The following is a 14,192-nucleotide window of genomic DNA, read 5'->3' as shown; positions in this document are numbered from 1 at the left end:
GCTCGTCTCGTCAGGTCAGGCGGCTAGCACGCACCGACCAGACCCCATGCTCCCCATTCGACCGAACCGGGTGCCTCTCCCTGAGTCCACCACTTCGCGGTGTACTCGGACCCCTGGTACGAAGCGGTCGCGCCGCCCGTGTAGACAGCGGTCGGCGACCAGGCCGCGGCATCGCAGGCGCCAGGATCCGTCGGATCGGTCGGATCGGTCGGATCTGTCGGATCCGTCGGATCGGTCGGATCCGTCGGATCGGTCGGATCCGTCGGATCGGTCGGATCGGTGCTGCATGCCTCGACGAGCGCCCACACGGCGTTCGTGCCAGGAGTGTCACCCTGTGTCCACCACTTCGCGGTGTACTCCGATCCCGCGTGCGAGACCGTGGCGCCGCCGGTGTAGACGGCTGTCGATGACCATGCCGCGGCGTCGCAGGTGCCGGGATCGGTCGGATCGGTGGGATCCGTCGGATCCGTGGGATCCGTGGGATCCGTCGGATCGGTCGCTCCACCGGGTGCCGCAGCGCGGAGATGGTCGGCCAGGGTGCCGATGAGCTCGCCCTGGCGGTCGCCGGAGAGCTCCCACCACATACCGCCGCCGAGCTTGTGCTCCACGATGTACGCGGCCTTCTGCGCGACGCTGCGGGTGTCGTCGTAGCTCCACCACTGGTTGCCGTCGTAGCGCCACGAGGCGCCGATCGTCGCGTCGTAGTGGCCGGTGCCGAGGTTCTTCAGCTTGTCGTAGTCCTCGTTGCCCTTCTCCCACGTGCCTGGTCCGGCGCCCGTCGCCGGGCCCCATGCGTTGACCGAGGTGGCTCCCTGCCAGCCACGCCCGTACGCGGCGAGGCCCATGCCGAGCTGGGTCGGATCGATCCCGGTCTTGAGGTACTCGCGCACGCTCTGATCGACGCTGAACTGTCTCGCCTCCGCCCGGGTATCGGCCGGGTCGTCGTACAGGTTGCCCTGATGACCGGTGAGTCCGGCATCCCATGCGCCGTGCAGGTCGTAGCCCTGAATGTTGCCGAAATCGAGATAGTCGAACAGTTCGGGATCGTTCCAGCCTCCGGCCTCGATGTCGGCAGGATTCGCCGGCAGGAAGGCCGACAACTGATAGTCCTTTCCGGTCGTCACGGTCAGCGCATCCAGCTGCGTACGGAACTCCTTGAGCAGAGCCTTGAAGTTCGCCCGGTCGTTCGCCTCGTCGACGATGTTGCCGACCTCGCCGTTCTGCGAACCGGGCCACTCCCAGTCGATGTCGAATCCGTCGAAGACTCCCGCTGCCGCTCCCGGTCCGCCGCGCCCGTCGACGACAGGCAGGTTGCCCTTGATGTACAGATCAATGCAGCTGGAGACGAACGTCTTCCGGGTGGCGTCCGTGGCTGCTGCCGCCGAGAAGTTCTTCGACCAGGTCCAACCGCCGAGCGACAGCATCACGTTGAGGTCGGGGTTCTTCTGCTTCAGCTGCTTGAGCTGGTTGAAGGATCCCGCCAATGGCTGGTCCCAGCTGTCGGCGACGCCGGAGACCGAGTTCGCGGCCGTATAGCCCATCCCGAAGTCGGCCCAGGCGTCGCCTGCGCCGTCGGAGCCGTTCGGTCCTGTGCCCTGCGCCTTGTTCGCGATGAAGCACTTCAGCGTTTCGTGGTGGATGTTGCCGAAGGCATAGTTGATGTGCGTGAGGTCGGCGGCAGCACCGGAGACGTCGAGCTGCTTGGCCTGGAAGCCGCGCCCGTACACCCCCCACTGCGCGAAATAGCCGACGGTGCGATACCCGTTCAGGGCACTCGGCGCCTCGGCGGCCACGGTTTGGGGCACCGTGGCCGCCGCTGCCGGCACGGTGGCGACGGCGGCGAGCGCGGCGACGGTTGCCGCCGTCGCGAGCGTCGCCAGCGCGGCGGCGATGCCGCGCCTGGGTCGTTCAGGTCTCGTCATGATCTTCCTTCGTCTGGCGGATGCCGGAGCATCCGCATCCTGTCTTCTCCCGCCCTCGATGCTGAGATGCAGGAGGAGGTGGGGCGGCTGGGGGCCGCCCCACCAGGTCTCAACAGCGGATGCCGGCTCCCCAGACGTCCGCTGATCCGGGTGTGTCGCCCTGGGTCCACCATTTCGCGGTGAACTCGGAACCGCCGTGTGCGACCTTCGCCCCGCCTGTGTAGACAGCCGTGGCGCTCCACGCAGGAGCAGAGCACGTGCCCGGTGTCCCGCCGCCTGGCCCACCGATGCCGGGCTCGACCACCGTCACGTTCCGTGGCAGGTCGTACAGCGTCGCGTAGACGTTCTCGCCGATCGTCAGGCGCAGGTTGGAGATCTGCGCGATCGGAAGCCGCCAGCTGAGCTTGCTGAACGCGGATGCGCCCGGGGCGATCCCTCCGGAGGGAACCTTGATCGTGTAGGTGTGGAAGTTCCCGTCGAGCCCGCCGACGTTGTCGCCGGTGTGGTCGCTGTCGACCTTGACGATCCCCCAGCCGTTCTGCTCGCCCATCGCACCGGTGTCGCTGGTCGCCGTGTCGAACGTGATCGTCGCACCTGCCGGAATCGCCGTGGCGGAGTTGTTGGTGAACGTCACCTTCGGATTGATCGGATAGTTGTTGTCGCCCAGCGCGAAGTCGCTGAACTCCACGCCCAGATCGACGGCTTTGGTCGGCATCTGCTCATCTGCCTTGGCTGCACCGTATGGCTGCGACGCGGAGAGGCGATCGTGGAGCAACCCGACGAGAGTGGATCCCATCTCGTACTGTCCGGCCGCCTCGTCGTAGCGGTAATCGCCGGCGAGTTCCCAGATCATGACCCCGCCGATGCCGTTGTCCGCGACATAGTCGGCCTTCGCCTCGATCGCCTGGTCGGCATCACCGGAGAGGAAGGTCTTCGTGGTCGGGTTCCACCACCACTCGACCTTGGTCACCGGATCGAAATGCCGGGTGTAGGTGCCGGTGATCGTGGTCGGCGCGCCGTAGGACGCGGTGTAGTCACCGACGATCCCGCGCTCGAGGTTGAGCACATGCCAGATCGGGTTCGCGCCGGCACCCACCTCGCCGCCGCTCTTGTCGAGGTCGTGCCAGAGGTTGTTGATGCCCACGGCGCCGGCGCCGCACTTCGTCGTCCCGCCCAGACTCGGTCCGGTGCCTGGCGGACACTTGGTCTGGTCGGCCAGAGGCGCCGAACCGTAGAGTCCGTTGGTCCCGCCTTGAACGCCGTCCCAGCCGCGCGTGTAGAAGGGCACTCCGAGGTTGATGCGCCCAGCCGGCATCGCGCCGCGGAAGTAGTGGTACGCCCAGTCGGCGTTGAGGTAGCCGATTCCGCTGTAGGCGTTGTACACACCACCCGCGGCGAGTTCGGGGTCTTTTCCATCGTCGAACAGGGCGCCGTTGCCGCCGACGTAGTTGTTCCAGGACCCATGTAGGTCGTAGCTCATGATGTTGACGTAGTCGAGGTACGGCAGGATCTGGTGCACCTCGGCACCGCGCAGCAGCCATCCCGACGCCGGGGCGGCGACAGTCAGCAGATAGTGTCTGCCGTCCGCGGCACCGGCCGTGTCGAGTTTCTCGCGAAGCGTCTTCATCAGCGCCTCGTAGCCTGACCACAGCGTCGCTCGACGCGGCTCGGAGAAGGCGAAGTCATCAGGGTTTCCGGCCTTGCCGTTGCTGTTGGCGTACTCGTAGTCGATGTCCACGCCCTCGAATCCGTAGGTGCGGATGAACTCGACAGCCGAATCGGCGAAGGCATCGATCTTCGCCTGCGAGTCGGTCAACGCGTAGAAGCCTCCGTCCGCCACCCGATCACCCGCGGCATCGAAATGGCCACCGGTCTCCGCCCAGCCGCCAACCGAGACGAGCGCTTTGACGCCGGGGTTCTGCGCTTTGAACTTGTTCAGCAGGTTGAAATGGCCGTCGTAGTCGTAGGCAGGGTCCATCTCCGCTCCGGCGACACCCGGCCACGTCATGTCGGTGGCCGCGTTCCCGGCGGCATCCTGGTTGACCGAGACCTTGCCCTGCCCATCGATGTGCGCGAACGCGTAGTTGATGTGGCTGAGCTCGGTCCACGGAATGTCGCCGGCGAGGTACCGCGGGGTGCCGCCGGTACCGGTGCGCCAGGAGGTGAAGTAGCCGATCACTCGGTGCTCGAGTCCGTTGGGCAGGCGCTCGCGGCCGGCCTCGTCGTAGATCGTGCAGTACGGGACGTCGACGCCCGGCGTCTGGTAGAGCCCGTCCGGGCGGCACTTCTCGTCGGGGTTGTCCGTCCACACCGTGCCCTCATCGACCGGGTCTGTCGGATCAGTCGGATCGGTGGGATCGGTCGGGTCGGTGGGATCGGTCGGGTCCGTGACGCCGCAGGCACCCAGCGACTCCCAGGGTCCCCAGGCCTCGGTACCCGGCGTGTTGTTCTGCGTCCACCACTTCGCGCGGTAGTTGGCGCCGTCATGCGAGACCAGAGCGCCGCCGGTGTATGCCGACGCCGATGCCCACGCCGCCTCGCATTCGGTGTCAGCGGCTCCCGCCGGTCCGGCGGCCGCGAGTCCGGCGATCACCATCGCCGCGCTCAGTAGAGCCAGCGTCCTGAGCCGCCGCGGTGTTCTGTCAGTGCGCATGAGGCGTTTCCGTTCTTCGTCGGACAGCGATCCGCGGGTGATCGCGGTGATCCGACGCTATTGACCCCGCTCAGCGCCTCGCATCGGGGTTAACCACATGCATCCCTGATTCGCATCGACGGGACGGGACGTGTGCGCGAAACCAGCGCTCAGGCGTACTGGTTGGTGCGGTGCGCGAGGACCGTGAGCTCAGCCCGGGTTCGCACATCGAACTTGGCGAACAACCGTCCGATGTGCACCTCGACGGTCCGCACGGAGACATGCAGTCGTAGTGCGATCTCTCGATTGCTGTTGCCCTCGGCGACGAGCATCGCGACCTGCAGTTCGCGATCGGTGAGTACCGGTTCCCACGCCGCTCTGCAGGCCGCCAGCGGATCGGCGGCGCACACAGGAATCGGTGCGGTCGGCAGGCTGGAGCTCTCGGCCACCAGCTCTCCCAGGCGCACCAACCGGGCGTCAGCCGCAGACTTCCATGCTTCCGCGCCCGCTGTCGCGAAGAGACTCCGCGCTGCCTGCAGATGTCGGACGCCCGCTCCCAGATCGCCACGCGTCACGCAGGTCGTCCCGAGAAGCGCCTCGACCCGTCCGCGCTCGAACGGGGATCTGATGGTGCGGCTGGCATCGGCGGCAGCCTGATAGTCCTGTCCCCACGCGTTCGCACGCGCTGCACGGATCGCAATGCGGATGCGGCGTGCCGAGGTGATGTCCGGAGGCTCGATGAGTGTCGGAAGCATGACCGGACCCACCTCCTCCAGACCAGGAAGACCGAGGCATGCGCCGGGAGCGCCGTACTCGGCCCACAGTCGCATCTGCGTGGCTGCCTCATCGAAGCGACCAGCCAGATACGCGGCGATTCCGTCTTCGACGAGGTGATCGGTGTGCAGCGAACGAGGCAGAACCACCGTGAGAGCGGCCGACATGGCGCCGCGTCGTCCCGTCGTGGCAAGCTCCACCAGACGCGTCAACATGACGGCGAGACCGGCGAAAGGGAGCGCGAGCGGCACAGTCAGGGCTGCCCGCACGAGGACCTCGTGCGCAGCACGCACATCTCCCGACCAGAGTCGGAGCAGCGCCTCGACCGTCGCCCGATATGCGCCCACCACCGGACTGCGCTCGAACCCGCGCACGACGGCGTCGCCGCTGTCGATCCGATCGTCGCCTGCGAGGATGCGCAGGCCGCCGTCGGTGTCCCCCGAGACTCCGGCGCGCAGCGCCAGAAGGATGCTTCGGATGGGCTCTTCCCCGACGATGCCCGCGACGGCCTCGCCGGCGAGAAGGGTCGCCCAGGCGTCTGCCGGCCCGCACAGTGTGCCGCCGGCACGGCATGCGGCATCGGCCTCGCGGGTCAGCTCCGCCCACTTCAGACTCTCCGCGTCGGAGTTCCGCTCTGAGCTCAGCATCGCCACGATCGCGGTGAGACGCCCCCAATCGCGCCACGCTTCGGGGCTGCCGCCGGTCGGCCGGAGACGCTCCGTGTTGACGGGGGGCACCTCCCCGAATCGAAGCGTGTTCGCCACGACCAGCCCCGCTGCCGCCACGCTGTCGGGGCGCTCGCCGTTGCGAGAGTCCTCTTCGACGACGGCGCCGAGCAGGTCGGCTGCGTCGTCCACCCAACCGCCACGGAGGGCGGCAAGCCCGGCAGCGGAACGTGCCGCGACGAGGCCCTCCGGATCGGCGTGCCCTGCGGCTTCCCTCGCGACCGCGAACGCGCGCACGGCGTCGCCGCTCGCCGCAGCATGCCGTGACAGCTCCAGGAGCGGCCGCGTCAGGGCGGATTCGCCCTGCATCGTGCTCAGCGAGAGGTGCCAGAGAGCACGCCGATCATCGCCGAGCTCTTCGTACACGGTGTGCAGCGCTGCATGGATCTCCGTGCGCTCGGACAGGTCCGCGGTCTCATGCACCCAGATGCGCAACCGCGGGTCGATGAAGGCGAAATGTCCGGCGACGAGGAGCAATCGTGCGCTGAGCTCGCTGCTGATGATGTCCTCGATGGTGCGCCTGGAGACAGCGCGAAGAACGTCGGTGCGGTCGTCGACGCACACGGCGGCGGCGAGCAGCGCCCGTCGTTCCCACGGCGCCAGCACGACGTCCGCGAACCGTGCGGCGACGACCGGCGTCAGCGGAAGCGGGTCAGGCAGCGCGCGCGTTCCCCGTCGCTCTCCCGGGGAGAGCAGACGGGCGACTTCCGCGATCGTCTCGAAGTCGCCGTCGAGCTCGGCGAAAAGGCACGCGGCGACATGCGGGGCGATCAGCAGGCCGCTCTCCTGGAGAGACTCCAGAAGTTCCACGACCGGAGCCGATCGTCGACGCGAACGCGTCGCCCCTCCGGTTTCCGGGTATGTCGCAATCACCCTTGCCTCCGCTCACCTCATCGTCGCGTAGGACAAATGTTAGCAGCGCTTACAAAGGTGCGGTGGTGCGATCAGCCTTCTTCTTCGTCCAGCTCACGCGGCTTGACGTACGGGTCGGCATCTCCGGCATGTACGGCCGAAGCGGCGATTCCGGCGACGGCCGCGTCGCGCTCGCGCGCTTCACGCAGCAACGCCGCGATGTGGTCGGCGTTCTCCGGAAGTGCGTCCGGGATGAACTCGAGCGTCGGCACCAGGCGGGTGCTCAACTGCCGCCCGACCTCACTGCGCAGCATCCCCGTCGCTGATGCGAGCGCCGCACCGCTGGCGATGCGCTCCTCCTCGGTGCCGAGCACCGTGTAGAACACGGAGGCATGCTGCAGATCCCCGCTCACGCGGACGTCCGTGAGAGTGACGAAACCGAGCCGCGGATCCCGCAGTCCCTTCTCCAGCCGCTCGGCAAGGATCACACGGATGCGATCGGCGAGACGGGCCTGTCGTTCACCAGCCATTGTTCTCTTCCTCTCCACGAAGCCTTCGGGCGAGGATGCTCAATGCATCCCCGCCCGAAGCTATCGAACTGATCAGCCGCGAGGCTTCTCGACGAGTTCGATGGTCTCGATCTCGTCGCCGATCTGAATGTCGTTGAACTTGCCGAGGCCGATACCAGCCTCGTAGTCCGTGCGAACCTCGGTGACGTCATCCTTGAACCGCTTGAGCGACTCGATGGCGAGGCCGTCCGCGAGGACGACACCATCGCGGATGACGCGGGCCTTGGCGTTTCGCGTGATCGTTCCCGATCGCACGATGACACCGGCGATGTTGCCGAACTTCGAGGAGCGGAACACCTCGCGGATCTCGGCGACGCCCGACTGGACCTCTTCGTACTCCGGCTTGAGCATTCCCTTGAGGGAGCTCTCGACCTCGTCGATCGCGTTGTAGATCACCGAGTAGAACCGGATGTCCACGCCTTCACGAGAGGCGCGCTCGCGCGCCTTCGTGTCGGGGCGGACGTTGAAGCCCACGATGATCGCGTTGTCGATCGTCGCCAGGTTCACGTCGGACTCGGTGATCGCACCGACACCGCGGTGGATGATGCGCAGCTGCACCGAGTCATCGACCTCGATCTTGAGGAGCGACTCCTCCAGCGCCTCGACGGCACCGGACACGTCACCCTTGATGATGAGGTTGAGCGACTCGACCTTGCCCTCTTCGAGTGCACGGGTGAAGTCCTCGAGCGAGATGCGCTTGCGGGCCTTGGCCAGCTGCGCGTTGCGCTCGACCGCTTCACGCTTCTCAGCGATCTGGCGGGCCAGACGGTCCTCATCGGTGACGAGGAACACGTCACCGGCGCGGGGCACGGAGTTCAGACCCTGCACCTGGACCGGACGGGACGGGTAGGCCTCTTCGACCGCATCGCCGTTCTCGTCGAGCATCGCGCGAACGCGGCCGTAAGCCGTACCGGCGACGATCGAGTCGCCGACACGCAGCGTTCCGGACTGGATGAGCACCGTCGCGATCGAACCGCGGCCCTTGTCGAGCTTCGCCTCGATGGCGACGCCTCGTGCGGACTTGTTCGGGTTCGCGGTCAGGTCGAGACCGGCGTCGGCCGCGAGCAGCACGGCGTCCAGGAGTTCCTGGATGCCGGTACCGGCACGCGCCGAGACGTCGACGAACATGACGTCTCCGCCGTACTCCTCAGCGACGAGACCGTACTCGGTGAGCTGCTGGCGCACCTTGGCCGGGTTGGCGTCGGGCTTGTCGACCTTGTTCACCGCGACCACGATCGGCACGTTGGCCGCCTGGGCGTGGTTCAGCGCCTCGACCGTCTGCGGCATGATGCCGTCGTCGGCCGCGACCACGAGGATCGCGAGGTCGGTGACCTGGGCACCACGTGCACGCATGGCGGTGAACGCCTCGTGACCCGGGGTGTCGATGAAGGTGATGGCCCGCTCGATGCCCTCGTGCTCGGTCCAGACCTGGTACGCACCGATGTGCTGGGTGATGCCGCCGGCTTCACCCTCGATGACGTTGGTCTGACGGATCGCGTCGAGCAGTCGGGTCTTACCGTGGTCGACGTGACCCATGACGGTGACGACTGGCGGACGGATCTCGAGGTCTTCCTCGTTCTCCTCCTCCAGCTCCTGCTCGAGGTTGAGACCGAAGCCCTCGAGGAGCTCCTTGTCCTCGTCCTCGGGCGAGACCATCTGGATCTTGTAGCCGAGCTCGGCACCGAGCACCTCGAACGTCGCCTCGTCCAGCGACTCGGTGGCCGTAGCCATCTCGCCGAGGTTGAAGAGGATGGTGACGAGGGTTCCGGGCTGCACCGTGTAACCGGTCAGCGTCTCGATCTTGTCGGCGAAGTCCGCGATGGAAGCTCCGCGGCGCATGCGAATGATCTCGCCGTTGCCACGGGTGACGTTGACGCCACCGACGACCGGGGCGCTCCGCATCTCGAATTCCTGCCGCTTCGCCCGCCGCGACTTGCGCTGCTTGCTCTTGCCGCCACCCTTGCCGAAGGCACCAGCGGTACCACCGCCGGGACCACGGCCACGGCCACCGCCGCCACCGGGACGACCGGCGAAACCGCCGCCGCCACCGGGACGTGCACCGGGGCCGCCTGCGCCACCGGGGCCGCCTGCGCCACCGGGACGACCGGGGCCGCCTGGACGCTGCTGGAACGGTGCGCCACCGGGACGACCGCCACCCTGTCCGCCGCGCGGAGCGCCGGGACGAGCGGGACCGCCGGGGCGGGGTGCACCCGGACGCGGAGCGCCGGGACGCGGAGCCTGCGGACGCGGGATGTTGCCGGGCGTCGGACTCGGACGCTGGCCCATCCCCTGCGCCGAGGCGAAGGGGTTGTTGCCAGGACGCGGACCTGCCGGGCGCTGCCCCATCCCCTGCGCAGAGGAGAACGGGTTGTTACCGGGACGCGGGCCGCCGGGCGTCGGAGCTGCGCCGTCAGACTTCGGCGTCGCAGTGTCTGCCTTCGCTGCCGACGGAGCATCCTGCGCAGCCGGAGCGGCCGGAGCAGGGGTCTCAGCGACCGGAGCGGGCGCTGCGGGGGCGGGAGTCTCCGGAGCCGGCTTGGGGCCAGGCTTCGGTCCCGGGGTCGGGCCGGTCGGCTTTGCCGCACCGGGCGTTGCTGCACCGGGCTTGGCCGCGGCAGCCGGCTTGGCCGCGGCGGCCGGCTTGGCCGCTGCAGTCTCCGCAGGCTTGGCAGCACTGTCGGCTTCGATCGCCGCGCGCAGCTTGCGCGCCACCGGCGGTTCGATGGTTGAAGAAGGGCTCTTGACGAATTCGCCGAGCTCCTTGAGTTTTGCAAGAGCGACCTTGCTGTCGACGCCAAGTTCGGCGGCGATCTCGTGTACGCGTGGTTTTCCAGCCACAATTCTCCTGTCAGGGTCGGTCCACCCAGACAGGGCAGACCACTAGTCGCGGACGGGTCTCATTTCGAGCCGTTCACTTTGTTTCCATAGCCATTCAGCCGTTTCTCGATGGTCTGCGTGTCCAGTGGTGCGGACACACGGAGGGCTCGTGCGAAAGCGCGGCGCCGCAGGGCGGCATCCATGCATTCCCGCGTCGGATGCAGCCACGCGCCTCTCCCCGGCAGAACCGCACGCTCATCGATGATGAGGATGTTGTTCTGGGAAACCACCCTGAGAAGGGCGGAGCGAGAAGCACGGGTGCGACAGCCGACGCACGTTCGTACAGGTTCCATCTTACACCGCGCCGCCGAGGGTCTCCGCGCAGGCCATCGACTCAGTCCAGGACGCTGTCCGGCTGGATGTCGATCTTCGCTCCGGTGAGCTTGGCCGCCAGACGCGCGTTCTGGCCTTCCTTGCCGATCGCGAGCGACAGCTGGTAGTCGGGCACCAACGCGCGTACCGCCTTGGTTCCGGCATCCAGGATGAAAGCGCTGGTGACCTTCGCCGGCGACAGCGCGTTGGCCACGAAGGCCGCGAGTTCCGGGTTGTAGTCGACGATGTCGATCTTCTCCCCCGCCAGCTCCTCGGTCACTGCGCGCACCCGTCGACCGAGCTCGCCGATGCAGGCGCCCTTGGCGTTGATGGAGGGGTCATCCGACTTCACCGCGATCTTGGTGCGGTGACCGGCTTCACGGGCGAGTGCAACGATCTCGACGAGGCCGGCCGCGATCTCCGGGACCTCCAGCGCGAAAAGCCTGCGGACGAGCCCGGGGTGCGTGCGCGAGACCGTGATCTGCGGACCCTTCATCCCCTTGGCGACGCTCGTGACGTAGACGCGGATGCGAGATCCGTGCGTGTACTCCTCGCCGGGCACCTGCTCCTCGGGCGGGAGGATGGCTTCGACGGATCCGAGGTCGACGTGGATCATCCGCGGGTTCGGACCCTGCTGGATGACGCCGGCGACGATGTCGCCTTCTTTGTCCTTGAAGTCGCCGAGCACGACGTCGTCGGCGATGTCGCGCAGCCGCTGGCTGATGACCTGCTTCGCCGCGAACGCCGCGATGCGGCCGAAGTCGTCGGGGGTGGCGTCTTCTTCACCGATGATCGCGCCCTCTTCGTCCTTGACGACCTGGAGCACGGCGACGTGGCCGGACTTGCGGTCGAGTTCGACGCGGACGCCCTCCGGAGTGGTCCCGTCGGCGGCGACATGCTTCGAGTACGCAGTCAGGACGGCCTGTTCGATGATCGCGACGAGTTCATCGAAAGGAATCGCCTTCTCTTTCTCGATCCCACGCAGCAGACTCAGTTCGATGTCCATGACGACTCCCTATTCAGCTCTCGTCGGCGCTTGTTCACGCGCCGACATCCGTACAACGATACCCTGTGGCCACGACCCGGCGCGACGGCTGGGGCCGCTGCTCGCGGCGTCGACACCCCAGGAGGATCCGTGACCACGTTCGACACCATCGTGATCGGCGCCGGTATGTCGGGCACGACCAGCGCACGGATACTGGCGGACGCCGGCCACCGCGTGCTCGTCCTGGAAGCACGCGACCGGATCGGCGGTCGCATGCAGAGCGACCGCTCGGCGGGCTTTCCGGTCGATCTCGGCGCCTCCTGGATTCACGGGATCACCGATTCCCCGCTCTCGGATCTCGTCCAGACGCTCGGGATCCCCACGATCGAGTTCACCGTCGGGAGCTTCCAGGCCGGCGGGCGGCCGATCGAGAACTTCGACGGCGAGAGTGCACCGATGGATGCCGACGCCTCTGCTCGGTGGGTCGCGGATGTCGAAGCGGCCGACCTCGCGCTGGTCGACGAGATCGCACGGTCCGAGCCCGGCGACACGTATCTCGATGTGACCGAGCGCGTCCTGGACCGTACCGGATGGGCACCGGAACGCATCGACGAGGTGCGCGAGTTCTTCCGGCATCGGGTCGAGGAGCAGTGCGGGGCGTGGATCGGCGATCTCGATGCGCACGGACTCGATGAGGACGCGATCGACGGTGACGAGGTGATCTTCCCTCGCGGCTACGATGAGCTGCCGCACCGCATCGCCCAGGGACTCGACATCCGGCTCGGCCACGTCGTCACAGCGGTGAACCGCTCAGCCGACGGGGTGATCGTGTCGACCGATCAGGGTGAATTCACTGCCCACAACGCGATCGTGACCGTTCCGCTCGGTGTTCTCAAGGCGGGCGCGATCGAGTTCACACCCGCGCTGCCGGAGCACGTCGCCGGACCCATCGCACGACTCGGCATGGGCGTCTTCAACAAGATCTTCGTGCAGTTCCCCGAGCGGTTCTGGTCCGAGGACAGCTATGTGCTGCGCGCCCTCGGCGACGCCGGTGAGCACTGGCACTCCTGGTATGACGTCTCGGCGATCAGCGGGCACCCGACGCTGCTCACCTTCGCCGCCGGACCCTTCGGGCGGCATGTGCAAGGGCTCTCGGACGGTGCGGCGATCAGTGATGTGCTCGCCAGTCTGCGCGCCATGTACGGCGACGCCGTCGGTCAGCCGGTCGCGCATCGGATCACGCGCTGGGGCGACGATCCGTTCTCGATCGGCTCCTACTCGTACCTCGCCGTCGGTTCTTCGCACCACGACCACGACGCGCTGGCCGGTCCGGTCGACGGGGTGCTTCATTTCGCGGGCGAGGCGACCTGGGGCGATGAACCGGCGACGGTGGGCGCTGCGCTGTACTCCGGACGCCGCGCGGCGGAGAGGATTCTCGGCCGCACGATCGATCTGAACGAATTCGCCGCGCGCATCATCACACGCGAGCAGTCCGACGCCCGCTGAACTTCAGGGGGCGGTAGGCAGGGCGTTGATCGCGCCGATCAGCCGGTAGAGGGCGCCGACCTCGCGCCGCCGCAGCCGCAGGGCGAGCCGGGGCAGGTCAAGACGGTCATGGTCGAGCACCTCGGCCTGCACCGGCTCGATGCGCTCGATCGAGCCGTCGAGCAGCAGGTCGCTGAACTCCTCGTTGAGCGCGGCGACGTCGGCATCCGACGGCACTCCCCGCAGTCGCAGCACCAGCCGATCTCCGACCCAGCGCAGTGAGTCGTAGTTCCTCCAGAACCCGGTGATCTCAGCGGCAGCAGCATCGACCGAATCCGTCACCAGCACTCTGTCGAAATCGTTCGGCGAGATGACGCCGGCCGGTACCATCTGCTCTTTGATGAAGCGCTCGAGCCCCTGCCAGAAGTCGCCGCCGGGTTCGTCGAGGAGCACGATCGGCATCGGTTCGGCCTTGCCGGTCTGCTGCAGGGTGAGCAGCTCGAACATCTCGTCCATCGTTCCGAATCCGCCAGGGAGGCAGATGAAACCGAGGGACTCCTTGATCAGCATGAGCTTGCGAGTGAAGAAATACTTCATCTGCACGATGTGCGAGTCATCCGCCATCACGTCCGAGGGCTTCTCCTCGAACGGGAGACGGATCGACACTCCGATGGCGCGCTCCGTGCCTGCACCTTCGGCGGCCGCCTGCATGATCCCAGGACCGGCTCCGGTGACCACCATCCACCCCTGGTCTGCGAGGGCGGAAGCGACACCTCGAGCCTGCTCGTAGAGCGGATCGTCGTGCCGCGTGCGCGCAGAGCCGAACACCGTCACCTTGGGGATCTTCGAGTACGGCTGGAACAGGCGGAACGCATCGCGCATCTCCGCGAGCGCGGCCGACGCGATCTTCAGGTCGAGGCGCGATGTGCCGTCCTGGCCGAGCAGCACTCCGCTGCGCAGAATCCTGGTGATCAGGGACCGGTTGGTGCGGATTCCTGCTTCGTCCAGGACCTTCGCAAGTTCAGCATCCAGGGCATCCGAGGTCAGCGCGTCGCTCAT

Annotated in this window: 9 protein-coding genes; 1 reads left to right on the top strand and 8 read right to left on the bottom strand. The window is 67.3% G+C overall.

Annotated features, from left to right (window positions below):
- Positions 1-23 precede the first annotated feature (23 nt).
- From MRBLWH12_RS03280 to nusA, 7 genes are all read right to left on the bottom strand, one after another.
- Positions 24-1,922 (bottom strand): glycosyl hydrolase family 18 protein, encoded by a 1,899-nt coding sequence (locus MRBLWH12_RS03280; RefSeq protein ID WP_363546065.1) that lies wholly within the window; start codon positions 1,920-1,922, stop codon positions 24-26.
- 109 nt (positions 1,923-2,031) lie between these two features.
- The gene (locus MRBLWH12_RS03275) at positions 2,032-4,575 is read right to left on the bottom strand and encodes a glycosyl hydrolase family 18 protein (RefSeq protein ID WP_363546062.1); all 2,544 of its coding nucleotides are present in this window, start codon (positions 4,573-4,575) and stop codon (positions 2,032-2,034) included.
- Positions 4,576-4,724: 149 nt separating this feature from the next.
- Positions 4,725-6,863, bottom strand: coding sequence for a helix-turn-helix transcriptional regulator (locus MRBLWH12_RS03270; protein WP_363546059.1), 2,139 nt, complete (start codon positions 6,861-6,863; stop codon positions 4,725-4,727).
- A gap of 134 nt (positions 6,864-6,997) precedes the next feature.
- Positions 6,998-7,435, bottom strand: a complete 438-nt coding sequence (rbfA, locus tag MRBLWH12_RS03265) for a 30S ribosome-binding factor RbfA (protein WP_341975148.1) — start codon at positions 7,433-7,435, stop codon at positions 6,998-7,000.
- Between the two features lie 72 nt (positions 7,436-7,507).
- Positions 7,508-10,312: a translation initiation factor IF-2 gene (infB, locus tag MRBLWH12_RS03260; protein ID WP_363546057.1), complete on the bottom strand. Its 2,805-nt coding sequence runs from the start codon at positions 10,310-10,312 to the stop codon at positions 7,508-7,510.
- A gap of 59 nt (positions 10,313-10,371) precedes the next feature.
- Positions 10,372-10,644 (bottom strand): YlxR family protein, encoded by a 273-nt coding sequence (locus MRBLWH12_RS03255; RefSeq protein ID WP_341975150.1) that lies wholly within the window; start codon positions 10,642-10,644, stop codon positions 10,372-10,374.
- Positions 10,645-10,685: 41 nt separating this feature from the next.
- Entirely contained in the window at positions 10,686-11,669 is a 984-nt protein-coding gene (nusA, locus tag MRBLWH12_RS03250) for a transcription termination factor NusA (protein ID WP_341975151.1), read from the bottom strand.
- A gap of 129 nt (positions 11,670-11,798) precedes the next feature.
- On the opposite strand from nusA, the gene MRBLWH12_RS03245 reads away from it, so the two are divergent.
- Positions 11,799-13,154, top strand: a complete 1,356-nt coding sequence (locus MRBLWH12_RS03245; protein ID WP_363546052.1) for a flavin monoamine oxidase family protein — start codon at positions 11,799-11,801, stop codon at positions 13,152-13,154.
- Positions 13,155-13,157: 3 nt separating this feature from the next.
- Here the strand turns inward: MRBLWH12_RS03245 and MRBLWH12_RS03240 are convergent, their stop codons facing one another.
- Entirely contained in the window at positions 13,158-14,192 is a 1,035-nt protein-coding gene (locus MRBLWH12_RS03240) for a TIGR00730 family Rossman fold protein (RefSeq protein WP_341975153.1), read from the bottom strand.

The sequence above is a fragment of the Microbacterium sp. LWH12-1.2 genome, from assembly GCF_040675825.1.
Taxonomy (GTDB): Bacteria; Actinomycetota; Actinomycetes; order Actinomycetales; family Microbacteriaceae; genus Microbacterium.
The sequence above is the reverse complement of the archived record's forward strand: the minus strand, read 5'-3'. Positions and strand labels throughout refer to the sequence as shown.